Source organism: Caulobacter sp. CCH9-E1 (assembly GCF_001556515.1).
Lineage (GTDB): Bacteria > Pseudomonadota > Alphaproteobacteria > Caulobacterales > Caulobacteraceae > Caulobacter.
Genome location: NZ_LSJA01000285.1, coordinates 33485 through 51260, shown reverse-complemented (window position 1 = coordinate 51260; position 17776 = coordinate 33485). Strand labels below are relative to the sequence as shown.

Below are 17776 nucleotides of genomic sequence, written 5' to 3'. Positions count from 1 at the left end.
GTCTTGCCGCCCGCCATGATCGCGCCGACGTAGAACAGGCCCGGTTGGGCGTTGTTCGGCGCGCTGGAGAACACCGACTGGGCGATCTTCTGCTCGTAGACCAGGCTGTCATAGAGCCGCGAGGACTTGCCGGCCGACAGGATGGCGTCCAGCACGGTCAGAGCCGGAGCGTCCTTGTCGGCGGCGGCGGGCGCCAGCCAAGTGATCGCCAGGGCGGGCAGCGGCACGTTCGGACCGTAGGTGTTCACGGTCTTGGGCGCGGTGCGGGCGGGCTCGACGATGGTCACCTTCGGAATGTCGCCGGCCGGCTTGGCGATGCCGCCGAAGTACTGGTCGATCATCGCGTCCAGCTTGGCCTGGTCGAAGTTGCCGACGACGATCAGGGCCGCGTTGTCGGGCCTGTAAAAGGTCTGGTGGAAGGCGCGCACGTCATCGACCGTGGCCGCGTCCAGCTCTTCGATCGAGCCGATGCCCGGGCGCTGGTACGGGTGGGTCGTGAACGACTGCTGCGGGATCGAGAGCGCGAAGAAGCGGCCATAGGGATCGGCCAGGACGCGTTGGCGCAGTTCTTCCTTCACGACGTCGCGCTCGGAGGCGAACACGCTCTCGTCGATCACCAGCGACTTCAAGCGGTCGGACTCCGCCCAGAGCAGGCGCTCCAGGTGATTGGCCGGCGCGACCTCGTAATAGTTGGTGAAGTCGTCCCAGGTGGAGGCGTTGTTGAAGCCGCCGACATCCTCGGTCAGGCGGTCCAGCGTCTCGCTGGGCATGTTCCGCGTGGCCTTGAACATCAGGTGTTCGAAGAGGTGGGCAAAGCCCGAGCGGCCGCGCGGATCGTCCTTGGAGCCCACGCCGTACCAGACCTGCACCGAGACATTGGGCGTGGTGGCGTCGCGCGAGGTGAAGACCTTCATGCCGTTGGGCAGGACGCGCTGCTGATAGACAATCGGCGGCGCCTTGATCGCGGCGACACTGGCGACCTTGGGCGTCGACGCCGCAGCCTTTGGCTTCGCGGATGGGGTCGCGGCCCAGGCCATGGGCGACAAGGCCGTGGAGGAAAGAGCGGCCGCGACGAAGGCGAGCTTGGCGGTGCGGATCATGCGCGAGGGTCTCCTGAACAACTGTTCTGGACCCTAGCACCGTCGATTTCGAGATAAACCTTACCGACCTGTCATTTGCCGGGAACCGGAACGCCGAATGACCGTTTAGAGCGTTCGTCTCGACTCCCCGCTCGCGGGTCGCGCGTGTGGGGCCCCAGATTGACTGAACCCTTGCTTCGTGACCGTCTCCGCGCGGCGACCGCCAAAGACCACGCGGCTCTGGACGCTGTCGCGCTGACCTTCGATATCGAGAGTCCCTCTGGGTACGGGCGGTTTCTCTCGGCCTCCGCCGTCGCTCTGACGCCCTTGGAGCTGGCGTTGGAGCGGGCCGGCGTCGGGGCTTGGCTGGGTGATTGGCCCGATCGCAGCCGGCGCGCGGCGCTGTCGAGCGATCTCGTCGCCCTAGGTCTGGCGCCTCCAGTCACTGCGGCCGAACCCACGCCGTCGCGAGGGTTCGGCGTGGGCCTCCTCTATGTTCTTGAGGGCTCGAGGCTGGGCGCGCGTTTTCTGGCCCGCCGCGTGCGGAGGTCGGCGCCCGGCTTGCCGACCGGCTACCTCGGCCATGGCGATGAGGCCGATCTCTGGCGCTCCTTCCTGGGGTGGTTGGAAGCGCAACCGAAAGTCGGCTTGCGGACAGACGAGGCCGTTGCGGGTGCGCGATATGGGTTTCAGTGCTTCTCGGCCGCGTTCGAGACCGCCGCCTCGCCTGGAGTCCTGAATGTACGAGCCGGCGTCCGTGTCCGGATTTGAGGTCGATCTGACCAACTGCGATCGCGAGCCGATCCATATGCTCGGCGCGATTCAGCCGTTCGGCTTCCTGCTCGCGGTCGACACCGACTGGCTGGTCGTCCATGCCTCGACCACCACGCTGCGTTTTCTGGGCCTGCCGGCGACGGATCTCATCGGTCGCCCCCTGACCCAGGTCATGAGCGGTCATGCGATCCACGCCATTCGCGGTCGGCTGCAGATCATGCGGGGAGCTGACGCGGTCGAGCGGATGTTTGGCCAGCCGTTGGTCGACGGCGGCGAGGACTTTGACCTGGCGCTGCATTATTCCGGCCGCATGCTGATCATCGAGGGCGAGCCCAGTCAGGCCGAAGCCCTTATCGAGGCGGCCTCGGCGGTGCGGTCCATGACGATGCGGATCGCCGCGCGCCCGGGTTTTGAGGACTTCTGCCACGAGGCCGCTCGCCAGGTCCGCGCGCTGACGGAGTTCGACCGGGTCATGGTCTACCGCTTCAACCATGACGGCGCGGGCGAGGTGATCGCCGAGTCGGTGCGGCCCGGCGTCGGCTCATTCCTGGGGCAGCGTTACCCCGCTTCCGATATACCGGTTCAGGCGCGCGCCCTGTACGAACGCAACTGGCTGCGGATCATCGCCGACGTGGATGCGGAGGTCTCGCCGATCACGCCGCAAATCAGCGTCACCGGCGAGCCCGTGGACCTCTCCATGAGCATGCTGCGGGCCGTCTCGCCGATCCATATCGAGTACCTGCGCAACATGGGCGTTGGAGCCTCGCTGTCGATCTCGATCCTGCGCGACGGCAAGTTGTGGGGGCTTTTCGCCTGCCACCATTATGCGCCCAAGCACATCAGCTATGAGCGCCGCACGGCGGCCGAACTGTTTGGTCAGCTGTTCTCGCTGACGCTTGAGAGCCGGGAACGGGAGATCGAGACGCGCCGCCACGCCGAGGCGCGCGCCTTGCACGATCGGATGATGGCGACGGTCGTGGGCGCGCCGCAGGGCGCGGATACGCTCAGTCCCTATCTCGACGACCTGTGCCGACTGGTCCATTGCGACGGCCTGGCGCTGTGGCTGGAAGGTCGACTGACCCTCCGGGACTCGACACCCGACGCCAGCAATGTCCACGCCCTGATCCGGCTGCTGCGCGAAAAGGACACCCATTCGGTCTTTGCGACCAACGAGATCGCCGCGCTGCTGCCGTCGGCCGCGTCGTGGGCCGGCAAGGCGGCCGGCATGATGGCGGCGCCGCTGTCGCGCTCGCCCCGCGACTATCTGATCTTCTTCCGCAAGGAGGAGGCCCAGACCGTCGTCTGGGCGGGTCAGCCCGCCAAGCTGGTTCAGGTCGGGCCGCTGGGCGAGCGGCTGACGCCGCGCAAGAGTTTCGAGGCCTGGGAGGAGACCGTACGCGGCCACAGCCGGCCCTGGACGCAGGTCGAGCGTTTCCTGGCCGAGAGCATGCGCGTCAGCCTGCTGGAGATCGTCTTCCGCCTGACCGACCTCGCCGACGAGGAGCGCCAACGCGCCAACCAGCGGCAGGAGCTGCTGATCGCCGAGCTGAACCACCGGGTCCGCAACATCCTCGGCTTGATCCGAGGGCTGATCAGCCAGAGCCGCGCGGGGGTCTCGACGGTCGAGCAATTCGCCGAAGTGGTGGGCGGACGCGTCCAGGCCCTGGCCCGGGCGCATGACCAGATCACCCGCTACCAATGGGGTCCGGGCGCGCTGAGCGACCTGATCACCGCCGAGGCGGAGGCCTATCTGAGCGCCAAGGCCGACCGTGTGCGCCTGACCGGCGCGCCCACGGCCCTCGCGCCGGACGCCTTCTCTCTCCTGTCCCTGGTCATCCATGAGCTGATGACGAACTCGGCCAAGTATGGGGCCCTGTGCGATCAGCGTGGCTATGTCGCGGTCGATTGGGAACGCGACGCGCGCGGCGACCTGATCATCGAGTGGCGCGAACGCGACGGTCCGCTGGTCAAGCCGCCCACGCGCCGGGGATTCGGCTCCACCATCATCGAATACTCCATTCCGCACGATCTGGATGGCGAGGTGACGCTCGATTACCGCCCCGAGGGATTCCAGGCCCGGATCCGTGTTCCCGCCCGCTATGTCACGACCGAGGGGGTCGAGGCGACGATCGCCAAGGCCAAGCGCGCGGAGACGCCCGTGCGCGCGCCGGAGCGGATGCTGGTGCTGGAAGACAACATGATCATCGCGCTCGATCTGGAGGACATGCTGATGCGCCTGGGGGTCAAGCAGGTGACGGTCGTCTCCAGCGTCGGTCAGGCCTTGGAGGCCTTGGCGGAAGACCTGCCGCCCTTCGCGATCCTGGACGTGAATCTCGGATCGGAAACCAGCTTCCCGGTGGCTCGGGCGCTGCAGGAGGCGGGTGTGCCGTTCGCGTTCGGCACCGGCTTTGGCGACAGCGCGGCCTTCCCGGATCGCTTCAAGGAAGCGCCGGTTCTGCAAAAGCCCTACAGCGCCGAGAGCGTCGCGGCGTTGTTCTAGGGCGCTTCGGTGATGAACCGGGCGCGCTGGTCCTCGGTCGGGACCACGCAATGCTCGCGCCGTCCAAACAGCCGATAGCGATTGCGGGCGATCGCGTCGTAGATCCGGTCCGTCAGGCCGCGCGGCAGGCGATCGATGATCGCGAGCCACCGCCAGGGACGGGACGCGCGACGCAGGATCGCCGCGAGCGCCGCCGTCTTGGTGAGCGCCTGGCCCTGGTCAAGGAAGATGAAGCTGTCGGGCGATTCTGGGTTCAGACCATGCCTTGCGGCCAGCGCCTGCCCATAAGGCGACTGCAGGGGCGTGAAGCGGATGGCGCCTTCGCGGTCGACCGCCAAAACCGCCTGAACCGCGCCGTTGCACAGGTTGCACACCCCATCGAACAGCATCAGGCCATCGGGCTCTTCGGGCGGGCGCGGTGTCATGGCTGCTCGCACTCGCGACGTAGAGCCCGCAGCGCCGCTGGCGCATCTCGCCGCATCATGCGCCCGACCAGATCAATGGGCAGGCCAAACGGCGCGCTGGCCCAGAAATCATAGTCCACCTGCGTCCGGCGGCCGCCATCGATCGGCGTCAGCCGCCAGGTTCCGTCGCAGGCTCGGATATCGCCCCGGATGCAAGTGAAGCGGATCAGCCGGTTCGGCTCCAGCGTCACCCGCGAGGTCGAGCGAACCGCCGGCAGAAAGAAGCTGAACAGCACCACATGTTCGCGGATCTCGCCCGTCGCGTCCTTGGAAACCACCTTGCAACGGCGGACGCCCGGCATGATCCGGGCGGCGCGGTCGCAATCGAGCAGGGTGCGGTAGACAAGCTCGGGCGGCGCGGCGATCTCGGTGTGGGCGCGGACGACGCCATGCCCTTGATCGTCGAGCCGCATCGAGACGCCGACGCCGTCGCCGCGTTCGCCATCCTCCGCGCGCGCGGCCGACGAGGCCAAGGCGACAGAGAGGCTCAGGGCGAGGACGATCGGGCGCATCACGCCGAAGCTAACGCCTCGGCGCGACTTTCGTCAGGTCTCACGCGCCGGCGCGGTTCTGGACGAGATCGTCCACGACCGACGGATCGGCCAGGGTCGAGGTGTCGCCCAGGCTCTCCAGTTCGTTCTCGGCGATCTTGCGCAGGATGCGGCGCATGATCTTGCCCGAGCGGGTCTTTGGCAGGCCCGGCGCCCATTGGATGACGTCCGGGGTCGCGATCGGACCGATCTCGCGGCGAACCCAGTCGGTCAGTTCCTTGCGCAGCGCCTCGCTGGGCGCCACGCCGGCGTTCAGGGTGACGTAGCAATAGATGCCCTGACCCTTGATGTTATGCGGATAGCCGACGACCGCCGCCTCGGCGACGCGCGGGTGAGCGACGAGGGCGCTTTCGACCTCGGCCGTGCCCAGGCGGTGGCCCGAGACGTTCAGCACGTCATCCACGCGGCCCGTGATCCAGTAGTACCCGTCCGCGTCGCGGCGGCAGCCGTCGCCGGTGAAGTACTTGCCCGGGTAGGTCGAGAAATAGGTCTCGAAGAAGCGGCGGTGGTCGCCATAGACGGTGCGCATCTGACCCGGCCAGCTGTCGGTGATCACGAGGTTGCCCTCGGTCGCGCCCTCCAGGACGCCGCCCTCGGCGTCGACCAGTTCCGGCTTCACGCCCGGCATGGGGCCGCAGGCCGAGCCGGGCTTAAGGGCGTCGGCGCCCGGTAGCGGCGTCATCAGCGTTCCGCCGGTCTCGGTCTGCCACCAGGTGTCGACGATCGGACAGCGGCTCTCGCCGACCACGCGGTGGTACCAGAGCCAGGCTTCCGGATTGATCGGCTCGCCCACGCTGCCCAGCAGGCGCAGCGACGCCCGGGACGTACGCTCCACCGGCGCCTCGCCCTCGCGCATCAGGGCGCGCAAGGCCGTCGGGGCGGTGTAGAAGATCTCGACCTTGTGCTTGTCGATCACCTGCCAGAAGCGGCTGTTGCAGGGATAGTTCGGCACGCCCTCGAACATCACGCTGGTCGCGCCGTTCGCGAGCGGACCATAGACGATGTAGGTGTGGCCGGTGACCCAGCCCACATCGGCCGTGCACCAGTAGATCTCGCCGGGGCGGTAGTCGAACACCACCTCGTGGGTCCAGCTGGCCCAGACCAGATAGCCGCCGGTCGTATGCAGCACGCCCTTGGGCTTCCCAGTCGAGCCCGAGGTGTAGAGGATGAACAGCGGGTCTTCCGCGTTCATAGGCTCCGGCGTGCAGTGGATAGAGGCCTTCGCGGCCGCGTGCTCGTAGATGACGTCGCGGCCCGGCGTCAGCGGCACGCTGGCGCCCGTGCGAGTGACGACCAGAACCTTCTCCACGCCCGGGCAGTGCGCCAGGGCGGTGTCGACATTGGTCTTGAGAGGAATGCGCTTGCCGCCGCGCACGCCCTCGTCGGCCGTGATCACCAGCTTGGAGTCGCAGTCATTGATGCGGCCGGCGAGGCTGTCGGGCGAGAAGCCGGCGAACACCACCGAATGGACCGCGCCGATCCGCGCGCAGGCCAGCATGGCGAAAGCGGCCTCGGGGATCATCGGCAGATAGATGGTCACCCGGTCGCCCTTGGTGACGCCCTGGGCCTTGAACACGTTGGCCATGCGGCAAACCTGTTCGTGCAGTTCGGCATAGGTGATCTTGCGCGAGGCGGCTGGGTCGTCGCCTTCCCAGATCAGCGCCACATCATTGGCGCGATGACGCAGGTGGCGGTCGATGCAGTTGGCCGACACGTTGAGGACGCCGTCCTCGTACCAGCGGATGCGGAAGTCCTCCTCGTTGAAGGAGACGTCCTTGATCTTGGTGGGCGCCGTGATCCAGTCGAGGCGACTGGCCATGTCCTTCCAGTAGCCGTGCGGATCCTCGTCGGCGCGTCGCCGCGCGGCCGCCAGGGCGTCTGCGTTAAGATGGGCGCGCTCGCCCCAGGCCTTCGGAACCGGAAACAGCATGCTGTCGCTCACCCACCGCACTCCCTAATATTATTGCCGCCGGAATAGGCGAAGCCAAGCGTCGGGCGCAAGAAGACCATTATGGTTTCTCACGCCCGGGCAGGCCGGCTCGAAATCGAAGTCGGATCAGAAGAAGCCGAGGGCTTTTGCGCTGTAGCTGACCAGCAGGTTCTTGGTCTGCTGATAGTGGTCCAGCATCATCTTGTGGGTCTCGCGGCCCACGCCCGACTGCTTGTAGCCGCCAAAGGCCGCGTGCGCGGGATAGGCGTGGTAGCAGTTGGTCCACACCCGGCCCGCCTCGATGCCTCGGCCAAAGCGGTAGCAGCGGTTGGCGTCGCGGCTCCACACCCCAGCGCCCAGGCCGAAAGCGGTGTCGTTGGCGATCGCGAGCGCTTCTTCCTCGGTCTTGAAGGTCGTCACGGCGAGGACCGGGCCGAAGATCTCTTCTTGGAAGATCCGCATCTTGTTGTGGCCCTCAAAGACCGTCGGCTCGACATAGTAGCCGTCGGCCAGCTGGCCCGGCAGGACCTTGCGGTGGCCGCCGGCCAGAAGCTTGGCGCCTTCCTGCCGGCCGATGTCCATGTAGCCCAGGATCTTGTTCAGCTGTTCCTCGGACGCCTGGGCGCCGATCATGGTCGCGGGGTCGAGCGGGCTCCCCTGGACCACGGCGTTCACGCGCTTGAGGGCGCGCTCCATGAACCGCTCATAGATCGACTCCTGCACCAGCGCCCGGCTTGGGCAGGTGCAGACCTCGCCCTGGTTCAGGGCGAACATGGTGAAGCCTTCCAGCGCCTTGTCGAAGTAGTCGTCGTCCTCGCGCATGACGTCGTCGAAGAAGATGTTCGGCGACTTGCCGCCCAGCTCCAGGGTGACCGGGATCAGGTTCTGGCTGGCGTACTGCATGATCAGCCGGCCGGTCGAGGTTTCCCCGGTGAAGGCGATCTTGGCGATGCGCGGACTGGAAGCCAGCGGCTTGCCCGCCTCGATCCCGAAGCCGTTGACGATGTTGAGCACGCCGGCGGGCAGCAGATCGCCGATCAGCTCGGCCCAGACCATGATCGAGGCGGGGGTCTGTTCAGCCGGCTTCAGCACTACGCAGTTGCCGGCCGCCAGGGCTGGGGCGAGCTTCCAGCAGGCCATCAGCAGCGGGAAGTTCCACGGAATGATCTGGCCCACCACGCCCAGGGGCTCGTGGAAGTGATAGGCGATGGTGTCGTGATCGATCTCGGAGATCGAACCTTCCTGGCTGCGCAGGCAGCCGGCGAAATAGCGGAAGTGGTCGATGGCCAGCGGAATATCGGCGGCCATGGTTTCGCGGATAGGCTTGCCGTTGTCCCAGGTCTCGGCCGTAGCGAGGAGCTCAAGGTTCTCTTCCATACGGTCGGCGATGCGCAGCAGGATGCGAGAACGATCGGCCGGGCTCGTCTTGGCCCACGCGGCCTTGGCGGCGTGGGCCGCGTCCAGGGCGCGCTCGATATCCACGTCTTGTGAGCGGGCGATCTCGCAGATCTTCTTGCCGTGGATCGGCGAGCTGTTGTCGAAGTAGCGTCCGTCGGCCGGCTCCATCCACTGGCCGCCGATGAAATTGTCATAGCGAGCCTTGAACGGCGGGCGCGCCAGGGACTCGATGAATTCGGGTTTGGTCATGGTTTCCTCCATGCCGCCTTCTCGGCGGGCTTCTGGAGGGAGTGTGCGGCCCTGTTCCTCGTTCAGCGAAGCGGGCGCGCGGCGCGGCGAGGAGGATGTGTCTCAGATCTGAGACAGGTTCAGTGGAATTCGCGACCGCGTTCCAGGCCAAGCCGCCTGAGTTTGCGGTTCAGCGTCGCGCGCGACAGGCCCAGGAGGTTGGCGGCCGCCGAGACATTGCCGCCGGCCTGGGTCAGGGCGCGGCGGACGGCGGCGCGCTCGGCGTCATCCAAGCCGGCCGAACGGTCGGGCGAAGCGAGCCCGCGCCGCAACATCTCGTCGGTCAATCGCAGCGCCTGTCGCGCCGCGCGGGTGGCCCCGATCACGAGGTCGTCGCCATCGACCGCCAGCATCGGAACGGAGGCCCGCTCCGCGCCCGTTTCCGGCAGCAAGACGATCCGGGCGTTCGGGAAGGCTTCCCGGAAGGCCTTGGCCTCGATCCTTCGGGCCGCGTCGGTGACGATGCGCTCGACCATGCCGGTCAAGGCTTCGAGTCCCGGACGACAAGAGGAGACATCGAGCGCCCCCGCGACGCGGCCAGCCGGATCGAACAAGGGGGCGACGGTGCAGGAGAGGCCGATATTGCGGGTGTGGAAGTGTTGGTCCCGATGGACCGTCAGCACGCGCTGTTCGGTCAGGCAGGTGCCAATTCCGTTGGTCCCCTCGCGCGCCTCGCTCCAGACCGCGCCCTGCCAGAGGCCCCAGCGGCGAAAGACCGTGTCGTCGCCCTCCGCGCCCCGGCGATCGACCGGGACGCCATCGGCGTCGGTCAGCAGAACACAGCAGCCGGCGTCGCCCACCGCCTGGAAGAGGGCGTCGAGATTGTCCTGGGCCGCGGCGAGCAGCGGACCCATGCGTTCCTGCGCCAGACGCAGCTCAGCGCCCGTGAGGGTCTCGGGCGGCTTTCGGTTCTCCGGATCCAGGTGATGCTGGGTCAGGCAGCGTCGCCACGAGGCGGCGATCGGCGACAGGGCCGGCGCGGCGCCGTCGCGCAGCACCGAAAGAACCCTTTCGGCATGGCCGTTGGCCATAGCGTTTCCTCCGCGGACGAGTGTCCCCCCATCCAGACCTTCAGCATGACGCAACGTCAGTCGATGACGCAATACGGGATTTTACGTGTGGTCACCTCGCTTTGAGCTTAAACGACGCGAGGTTTCTCAGGAGTTTCCCATGCTGCTCGCACTGTCCACCTGGGCCGAGATCGAGGCCTATCTGAAGACGAACCAGACGGTGGTGGTGCCGATCGGTTCGAATGAGCAGCATGGCCCGACGGGGCTTTTGGGCACCGACTGGCTGTGTCCCGAGATCATCGCGCACGAGGCCCACAAGCGCGCCGACAAAGTGCTGGTCGCGCCGACCTTTAACATCGGCATGGCCCAGCATCATCTGGCCTTTCCGGGCACCATCTTCCTGCGGCCCTCGACCTTCATTGCCGCGATCGGCGACTGGGTGCGCTCGCTGGGCGCCCACGGCTTCAAGCGGATCTATTTCCTGAACGGCCACGGCGGCAATGTCGCCTCGATCGAGGCGGCCTTCTCCGAGATCTACGCGGAGTACAGCTTCCGCAGGGAGCGCGCGCCGTTCGCGCTGAAGCTGAAGAACTGGTGGGATCTGGCTGGCGTCAACGCCCTGGCCAACAGCCAGTTTCCGACCGGCCACGGCAGCCACGCCACCCCGTCCGAGATCGCCGTGACCCAGTGGGCCTATCCCGAGACGATCAAGACCGCCGCCTATGAGCCTAGGATCGCGCCGACGGGACCGATCCGCGAGGCGCTCGACTTCCGCGCGCGCTACGCCGACGGCCGCATGGGCTCGGATCCGGCCCAGGCCACGCCCGAGAAGGGCGGGGCGCTGGTCGACCTGGCCGCCAGGTCGCTGATCGAGGACCTCGAAGCCTTCTCGGCCGAGGTCACGCCCGCCTAGAGCCTGTCTGGTTTAGATGGAGCCAACTAGCCAGACAAACAGGCTCTAATTCACACGCTTAGAGCGCGTTCGGGCGGTTCAGCGGCTTACACTTAAACCTAACGCGCTCTAGGCGTTCGCGGGCCGTCGCGCCAGGACCGGCTGGCCATGGCGCGCGGCCATCACCTCGCCGATCACCGCCACCGCCACCTCGAACGGCGCCTTGCCGCCGAGGTCGAGGCCTATCGGCGCGCGCAGCTTGGCGAGGTCGCGGTCAGAAAGGCCCTCGGACCTGAGGCGCGCGAGGCGCTCCGGAAGCCGACGCCGGGCGCCGAGCAGGCCCACATAGGGCGCTTCCGAGGGCAGGGCCGCCTTCAGCGCGGCATGATCCTGCTCAGGCTCGTGACCGCAGACCGCAACCGCCGTCCAGGCGTCCAGGCCGATCTCAGCCAAGGCAGTCTCGACGCTGTCGCGACGATAGGCAACGCCGGCCAGCGGCGGCGGCGACGAAGGCCCTTTCGGCCTGATCAGGGTGGTCTCGAAGCCCGATTGCGCCCCCAGGCTCGCGACCGCCAGGGCCGTGGGATCGGAGCCAACGACAATCAGGCGCGGCTGAGGATCGTAAGCGCGCTCGAAGGAGCCCGGCCAAGGGGCTTGCGGCTCCTCCGCGCAGAGACGGCGCGCGCCGTCGCTGACCCAGAAGGCGGGAATGCGTCGCTGGGAAAGGTCGAGAAGCGCCCGTACGGCCGCGTCGTCGGGCGGGATCCGTTCGACCAGGATTTCGATCCGCGCGCCGCACAGCAGGCGGATATCCGGCCAGGGGCTGCCCTCGCCGTAGACCAGGCGCCGAACCCGGCCGTCCACGAGGCATGCTCGAGCATGGTCTTCGACGTCAGCCTCGATGCAGCCGCCGGACAGAAAGCCGGAAACGATTTGCGCGCCGAACACCATCTGCGTTCCAACCGGACGAGGGCCGCCGCCGCCCAGCGAAACGATCGTCGCCAGAGCCGCGGGGCCTCGCGAAAGCGCTTCGGACAGGGCCGGACGGGCGTCCTCGACCATGCCGTGCATCGGCCAATCCGCGTCGGAGCGATGGTTCATCATTGGGACCAACTTTAACCCCTCGGCAAGGTTCCAGAAACCTGATGTTCAAACCTTGGCGCGTAGCGTTGGTCTTCGATTAGTGATTTCCCGCACGGATGGCATGTCCATTTCGGTCTCAAAATTGGGTCTCGCGGCCGCGCAGTTCGGCCTCGACGGCAGCGGTTCCGCGCCTCGCGGCCGCTCGCCCGAAGTCGAGACCCGCGAGATTCTGAACATCGCCGCCCGCGCGCGTCTGTCCGTGTTGGACGCCTCGGGCCTGTTCGGCCGCGCTGAAACCATCCTGGGCGAGCTCCTGCCGCGTCCGACGCCGTTCCGCGTCACCCTGGCCGCTGGTCGCGCCGATCGCGGCCCGGACTATGTCGAGGCCGAGGCCCGGGCCACGCTCCGTCGCCTGGGCGTCGAGCGCGCGGACGCCATCATCGTTCATTCGCCGTCGGAATTGTTCGGCGCGCATGGTCCGGCGCTCTGGGAGCGTCTCCAGCGCCTGAAGGATCAAGGCGTTTTCGCCAAGATCGGCGTCGCGGCCCATGCCTCGGACGATCCCGTCGGCGTCGCCAAGCGCTTCAAGCCCGACATCCTGCAAGCCCCCGCCAGCCTGCTCGACCAGCGCCTGCTGGCCGACGGCTCGCTGCAGCGCATCGCTGGCATGGGGATCGAGGTCCATCTGCGCTCGATCTTCCTGAACGGCCTGCTGTTCCTGCCGCCGGATCGCGTGCCGGCCCAGTTGAAGGGCGCCTCGGGGCGTCTTTCGCGCGTCCGCCGCATGATCGCCGAAGGCCGCTCGGACCCGCTCCAGGCGGCGCTGGGTTTCGCGCTTTCGCGTCCGGAGGGCTCAGCGGTCCTGGTCGGCGTGAACTCGGCCGCCGAACTGTCGGCGGTGGTGGCCGCGGCCTCCAGCCCGCCGCCGGATTTGGATTGGGACGAGATGGCGATCGACGATCCGGTCGCGCTCGACCCGCGACGTTGGGTCGCCTGACAGATGTCTCGCCGACGGGCCGGTTCCTCTGGCGCGTCCCTAGAATCAACTTGGACAATGATCTGGCCGAAGATCGCAGGCGCGATCTCCGGCTGAAGAGCGTCAACGCCTATTAACCCTAAGGTTCACTCGGATTTTAAGACTTCCAGCCTAGCTTGATCCCAACTGAGGGAGAGATGCGACATGATCCTCGCCGTGCTGCAGGCCCGGATGGGCTCCACTCGACTGCCGGGCAAGTCGATGGCTACGCTTCGCGGCGAGCCGATGATCATCCGTCAGCTGGAGCGCCTGCGCGGCGCGCGTTGCCTCTCGAAAATCATCGTCGCCACCAGCGCCGACACCGTCGATGACGCTCTAGCCGGCTTCCTGGTGTCGCGCGGCTACACGGTCCACCGCGGGGCGGGCGCGGACATCCTGGCGCGTATCGCCCGCTGCGCCGACACGATCAGTTCGGTCAGCCACGTGGTTCGCCTGAAGGGCGACGCGCCGTTCGTGGATCCCGGGGTCATTGACGAGGCCATCCGCCTGGCCCTGGCCAGCGGCGCCGACTACACGTCCAACCGCGTCCAGCGCACCTATCCGGCCGGTCTTGAGGTCGAGGTGATCAAGGCTGGCGCGCTTCAAGCCGCGGCCGCCGAGGAGCGCGATCCGATGGCGCGCATCTCGCCCACCGCCGCGATCCGCAATCAGCCCGGCCGCTGGAGCCAGGCGCACCTGACCGCGCCGCGCGACTGGTCGCGCCTCGACTGGCGGGTCAAGACGGCCGCGGACCTCGCCTTTGCGCGCTCGGTCTACGACGCCTTGCATCCCGTCGATCCGGGCTTCCGGATGAACGACGTGCTGGACCTGATCGGCAGCCGCCAGGACATCGCCCGCTTCGCGGCGTGACCGGTTCCCCGGCCAAGACCGGGGAACCGAAAAGCCAGGCCTAGTTCCAGGCGCCGTAGGGGTCGATCGACGTCTTGCCCAACGCCTCGGCGACGGCCGGGTGAGTCAGCTGGCCCTTCAGCACGTTGAGGCCGCGCGCCAGGTGAACGTTCGACTTCAGCGCGTCGAGGCCCTTGTCGGCCAGCGCCAGACCGAACGGCAGGGTCGCGTTGCCCAGGGCCTCGGACGAGGTGCGCGGCGCGGCGCCGGGCATGTTGGCCACGCAGTAGTGCACGACGCCGTCGACCACGTAGGTCGGCTCGGCGTGGGTCGTGGGTTTGCTGGTTTCGAAGCAGCCGCCTTGGTCGATCGAGACGTCGACCAGCACCGAGCCGGGCTTCATCTGCTTCAGGTGTTCGCGGCGCACCAGCTTGGGCGCGGCCGCGCCGGCCGTCAGCACCGCGCCGATCACCACGTCGGCCTTGAGGATCTCTTCCTCGACGGCGGCGAAGGTCGAATAGCGGGTCAGGATGCGGCCCTGGTAGAGGTCGTCCAGCTCGCGCATGCGCGGGATCGAGCGCTCCAGCACCACCACCTCGGCGCCGAGACCCGCGGCCATGCGGGCGGCGTTGCTGCCGACCACGCCGCCGCCCAGAACGGCCACGCGCGCTGGCGGCACGCCGGGCACGCCGCTGAGCAGAAGACCCATGCCGCCGTTGTGCTTGAGCAGAGTCTCGGCCGCCGAGAAGACCGCGATCCGGCCGGCGACTTCCGACATCGGCGCCAGCAGCGGCAGGCCGCCGCGCGCGTCGGTGACGGTCTCATAGGCGATGGCCGCGCACCCGCTGTTCAGCAGGCCTTCCGTCTGGGCCGGATCGGGCGCCAGGTGCAGGTAGGTGAAGAGGATGTGGCGCGGTTCGAGCTTCTCCCACTCGACCTTCTGCGGTTCCTTGACCTTCACGATCATGTCCGCGCCCGCGAACACCGCCGCGGCGTCGGGGGCGATGGTCGCGCCCGCCTTGACATAGGCCTCGTCGGCATAGCCGGCGCCGAGGCCGGCGCCCGACTGGACCAGCACGGTATGGCCGTGGCCGACATATTCCCGGACGGCCGTCGGCGTCAGGCCGACCCGGTGCTCGCCCGGTTTGATCTCTGTTGGGACGCCAACCCGCATGATGCTTCCTCCAAAAGCGCTTTCCTGGAATTCTGCTCTTCGGACGGCGCAGTTTCCTTGGTGATTTCGTGCTTCGGTGCTAAATTTGTGCAGGATTCCTGCGTCAAACGGGCCAAACATGACGAAACCCGCCGCCAATCTCGATGGTTTCGACCGGAAGCTCCTCAACCTCCTGCAGAGGCGAGGGAGAGCCAGCTATGTGGAAATGGGCGAGGCGGTGAATCTTTCCGAGTCCGCCTGCCTGCGCCGGGTCCGGGCCCTGGAAGAATCCGGGGTGATCAGCCGATACGCCGCCGTGATCGACGAGCGCGCGGTCGGCCTGCCGCTCAGCGTCTTCGTGACCGTGACGCTGTCGTCACAGGCGGAGTCGGCGCTGAGCGCGTTCGAAAAGGCCATCGCGAGCGTGCGCGAGGTCGCCGAGTGCTATCTGATGACCGGCGGATCGGACTATCTGCTGCGGCTGGTGGTTCGGGACGTGGACGACCTTGAACGGGTCCACGCGCAGGAGCTTACCCGTATTCCTGGGGTTGTCCGCGTGAGCTCGAGCATCGCGATGCGCACGGTGGTCAAGCGCGTTGAATTGCCGCTGTAGAGCGCGGTTAACGTTCCTTAGAGTCGTTGTGGTCTAGCTGTTCTCCGACATTGATCGACGTCGGGGGACGAGATGGTTTCGAGACGATTGCTGCTGGGCGCGCTCATCGGCGCGGCGGCGCCGGCCCTGGCCTTCGCCGAGGGCGAAGGCGGCTCGCCCAGCCTCCTGACCAAGAAGGGCCGTCGCACGTCGCGGGCGCTCAAGCATCAGACGACCGACAAGGCCGCGTTGGACAAGGCGCTCTCGACCGTCAAGCCGATGGAGCCGCCGCCCGCGCCGCCGGCTCCCGCCGACATGGCCATCAGCCCTGACGAGGCCTTGGGCCGCCTGAAGCAGGGCAACGCCATCTTCGCCAGGGGCGGCGCCAACATCTCCCTGCCGTCCATGGCCCGCGTGGCCGAACTGTCCAAGGGCCAGAAGCCGTTCGCGGTGATCATCGGATGCTCGGATAGCCGCGCCGCGCCGGAACTGATCTTTGACTGCAATCTGGGCGAACTCTTCGTCGTCCGCGTCGCCGGCTCGACTGTCAGCCGCGAAGGCCTCGGCTCGATCGTCTATGCCGTCGAGCACCTGGGCGCGCCGCTGATCGTCGTGCTGGGGCACACCAAGTGCGGCGCCGTGGGCGCGGCGGTGGACGTCGCCACCAAGCACGCCGAGCTGCATGGCGCCTTGCATGAAATGGTGCTGCCGATCCTGCCGGCGGTGATCGAGGCCGAGGAGCAGCATCCGGCCGACCTGCAGGACGCCGCGATCCGCCAGAACGTTCGCGACATCGCGCGCCGCCTGAAGGTGTCTGACGGCACGCTTGCCGAGCGGCTGGAGGAGGGGCGCCTGAAGATCGTCTCGGCCTGCTACGATCTCAGCACGGGCGCGGTCGCCTTCGACGCCTGACGTTGAAGGCGGCGGACCTAGCCGTCGATCGACTCCGCCACGACGCGCTCATAGTCGGCCAGGCTGGCGATGCCGATGTCGAGGTCGGTGACCAGCCCGTCGTGCAGCGAATAGACCCAGCCGTGCACAGCGAGCTGTTGGCCGCGAGCCCAGGCGTCTTGCACGAAGACGTCGGCGGCGACGTTGCGCACCTGGCGGGCGACGTTCAGCTCGGTCAGGCGGTCGAGCATGGCGCGCTTTTCCGGAATCTGAGCCAGCTCGTGCTTGTGCTCCGCGCAGACCTCACGGATCGGATGCAGCCAGTGGTCGACGAGGCCGCGGCGCTGTCCGTCGATCGCCGCCGCCACGCCGCCGCAGCCGTAGTGACCCACGACCATGATGTGCTTGACCTTCAAGACGTCGACCGCGAACTGCAGCACGCTGAGATAATTGGCGTCCTGCGGCGGGGCCAGATTGGCGACGTTGCGGTGGACGAACAGCTCGCCCGGGTCCAGGCCGACGATTTCGTTGGCGGGCACGCGGCTGTCGCTGCAGCCGATCCAGAGATATTCCGGGCTCTGCTGACCTTCGAGGCGCTTGAAGAAGTCGGGATCGACCTGAGTCTTGCTCTTTGACCAGGCGGCGTTCTTGGCTTTCAGATCCTCAAGCATCTAGCGCTCCGGATGGTGGTCGGGGTGTGCGGCCGCGATGGCCGGGTGCAGCGCCGCGCGGGCGGCTGCGGCTTGGATCGCTGGGAACGGCGAGAGGTCGACGTTGAAACGCCCGGCGTTGAACACTTGCGGCGTCAGGAGACAATCCACGAGACCCGGCGTGTCGCCGAAGGCGAAAGCGCCGCCGTGACGGGCGACGAGCGGCTCCAACGCGGAAAAGCCGTCCGAGATCCACCGGGTCACCCAAGCGTTGCGCTGATCTTCGTCGATCTCCAGGGCGGTCAGCGCCCGCAGGATCCGCAGGTTGTTCAACGGATGAATATCGCAGGCGATGATCTCGGCCATGGCTCGCACCGTGGCGCGGTCGAACGGATCGGTCGGCAGCAGGCGCGGCTCCGGAAAAGCTTCGTCCAGCCATTCCAGGATCGCCAGGCTCTGGGTCAGAGGGCGTCCATCGACTTCCAGCGTGGGCACCAGCGCCTGGGCGTTGAGGCTGCGATAGTCCTCGGTTTGGTGGGCGTTCGCCACTAGGTCGACAGGGCGCAGTTCGAAAGCCAGGCCTTTGAGATTGAGGCCGATACGCACCCGATAGGGCGCGCTGGCGCGCTTGGCGCTGTGCAGGACGAGCTTCATGGC

16 protein-coding genes and 1 pseudogene are annotated in these 17776 nt (G+C 67.4%); 7 read left to right on the top strand and 10 right to left on the bottom strand.

The window, feature by feature from the left end:
* Positions 1 to 1100 (bottom strand): pitrilysin family protein (locus AX690_RS16220; RefSeq protein ID WP_197426885.1); only part of this gene is annotated, 1100 nt, incomplete at its 3' end.
* A gap of 159 nt (positions 1101 to 1259) precedes the next feature.
* Here AX690_RS16220 and AX690_RS16215 point away from each other — a divergent pair.
* Positions 1260 to 1850, top strand: a complete 591-nt coding sequence (locus tag AX690_RS16215) for a biliverdin-producing heme oxygenase (RefSeq protein WP_156449703.1) — start codon at positions 1260 to 1262, stop codon at positions 1848 to 1850.
* Positions 1837 to 4353 (top strand): HWE histidine kinase domain-containing protein, encoded by a 2517-nt coding sequence (locus tag AX690_RS16210; RefSeq protein WP_231732221.1) that lies wholly within the window; start codon positions 1837 to 1839, stop codon positions 4351 to 4353. Before AX690_RS16215 ends, AX690_RS16210 begins: the two co-directional genes overlap by 14 nt.
* Here the strand turns inward: AX690_RS16210 and AX690_RS16205 are convergent.
* The 5 genes from AX690_RS16205 to AX690_RS16185 all read right to left on the bottom strand — a co-directional run bounded on the left by AX690_RS16205 (position 4350) and on the right by AX690_RS16185 (position 10015).
* The gene (locus tag AX690_RS16205) at positions 4350 to 4778 is read right to left on the bottom strand and encodes a thiol-disulfide oxidoreductase DCC family protein (protein WP_156449702.1); all 429 of its coding nucleotides are present in this window, start codon (positions 4776 to 4778) and stop codon (positions 4350 to 4352) included. The genes AX690_RS16210 and AX690_RS16205 overlap by 4 nt on opposite strands.
* Complete coding sequence (locus tag AX690_RS16200; protein ID WP_066687892.1) at positions 4775 to 5329, bottom strand: SRPBCC family protein; 555 nt, start codon at positions 5327 to 5329, stop codon at positions 4775 to 4777. Before AX690_RS16200 ends, AX690_RS16205 begins: the two co-directional genes overlap by 4 nt.
* Positions 5330 to 5369: 40 nt before the next feature.
* Positions 5370 to 7298, bottom strand: coding sequence for an acetate--CoA ligase (gene acs, locus AX690_RS16195; protein WP_066687889.1), 1929 nt, complete (start codon positions 7296 to 7298; stop codon positions 5370 to 5372).
* A gap of 126 nt (positions 7299 to 7424) precedes the next feature.
* Positions 7425 to 8945 (bottom strand): aldehyde dehydrogenase, encoded by a 1521-nt coding sequence (gene adh / locus AX690_RS16190; protein ID WP_066687998.1) that lies wholly within the window; start codon positions 8943 to 8945, stop codon positions 7425 to 7427.
* A gap of 119 nt (positions 8946 to 9064) precedes the next feature.
* Complete coding sequence (locus AX690_RS16185; RefSeq protein WP_066687887.1) at positions 9065 to 10015, bottom strand: GAF domain-containing protein; 951 nt, start codon at positions 10013 to 10015, stop codon at positions 9065 to 9067.
* A gap of 139 nt (positions 10016 to 10154) precedes the next feature.
* Here AX690_RS16185 and AX690_RS16180 point away from each other — a divergent pair, with 139 nt between their 5' ends.
* Positions 10155 to 10907: a creatininase family protein gene (locus tag AX690_RS16180; RefSeq protein WP_066687884.1), complete on the top strand. Its 753-nt coding sequence runs from the start codon at positions 10155 to 10157 to the stop codon at positions 10905 to 10907.
* Between the two features lie 108 nt (positions 10908 to 11015).
* Here AX690_RS16180 and AX690_RS16175 read toward each other — a convergent pair.
* Positions 11016 to 12039 (bottom strand): annotated as a pseudogene (locus tag AX690_RS16175) (XdhC family protein).
* Between the two features lie 51 nt (positions 12040 to 12090).
* Here AX690_RS16175 and AX690_RS16170 point away from each other — a divergent pair.
* Together AX690_RS16170 and AX690_RS16165 are read left to right on the top strand one after the other, a co-directional pair.
* Positions 12091 to 12966, top strand: a complete 876-nt coding sequence (locus tag AX690_RS16170; protein ID WP_066687879.1) for a bifunctional regulator KidO — start codon at positions 12091 to 12093, stop codon at positions 12964 to 12966.
* A gap of 183 nt (positions 12967 to 13149) precedes the next feature.
* Positions 13150 to 13854 (top strand): glycosyltransferase family protein, encoded by a 705-nt coding sequence (locus AX690_RS16165; protein ID WP_066687876.1) that lies wholly within the window; start codon positions 13150 to 13152, stop codon positions 13852 to 13854.
* A 40-nt stretch (positions 13855 to 13894) separates the two neighbouring features.
* Here the strand turns inward: AX690_RS16165 and ald are convergent, their stop codons facing one another.
* Entirely contained in the window at positions 13895 to 15007 is a 1113-nt protein-coding gene (gene ald, locus AX690_RS16160) for an alanine dehydrogenase (protein WP_066687873.1), read from the bottom strand.
* A gap of 118 nt (positions 15008 to 15125) precedes the next feature.
* Here ald and AX690_RS16155 point away from each other — a divergent pair, with 118 nt between their 5' ends.
* Together AX690_RS16155 and AX690_RS16150 are read left to right on the top strand one after the other, a co-directional pair.
* On the top strand, positions 15126 to 15599 hold the full coding sequence (locus tag AX690_RS16155) for an Lrp/AsnC family transcriptional regulator (RefSeq protein WP_066687871.1): 474 nt from the start codon (positions 15126 to 15128) through the stop codon (positions 15597 to 15599).
* A gap of 72 nt (positions 15600 to 15671) precedes the next feature.
* On the top strand, positions 15672 to 16490 hold the full coding sequence (locus tag AX690_RS16150; RefSeq protein WP_066687870.1) for a carbonic anhydrase: 819 nt from the start codon (positions 15672 to 15674) through the stop codon (positions 16488 to 16490).
* Positions 16491 to 16507: 17 nt separating this feature from the next.
* Here the strand turns inward: AX690_RS16150 and AX690_RS16145 are convergent, their stop codons facing one another.
* Together AX690_RS16145 and maiA are read right to left on the bottom strand one after the other, a co-directional pair.
* Positions 16508 to 17140, bottom strand: coding sequence for a carbonic anhydrase (locus AX690_RS16145; protein ID WP_066687868.1), 633 nt, complete (start codon positions 17138 to 17140; stop codon positions 16508 to 16510).
* A complete protein-coding gene (gene maiA / locus AX690_RS16140) occupies positions 17141 to 17773 on the bottom strand; it encodes a maleylacetoacetate isomerase (protein WP_066687865.1) in 633 nt (210 codons plus the stop codon). It lies immediately after the preceding gene.
* Between the last annotated feature and the right edge of the window lie 3 nt (positions 17774 to 17776).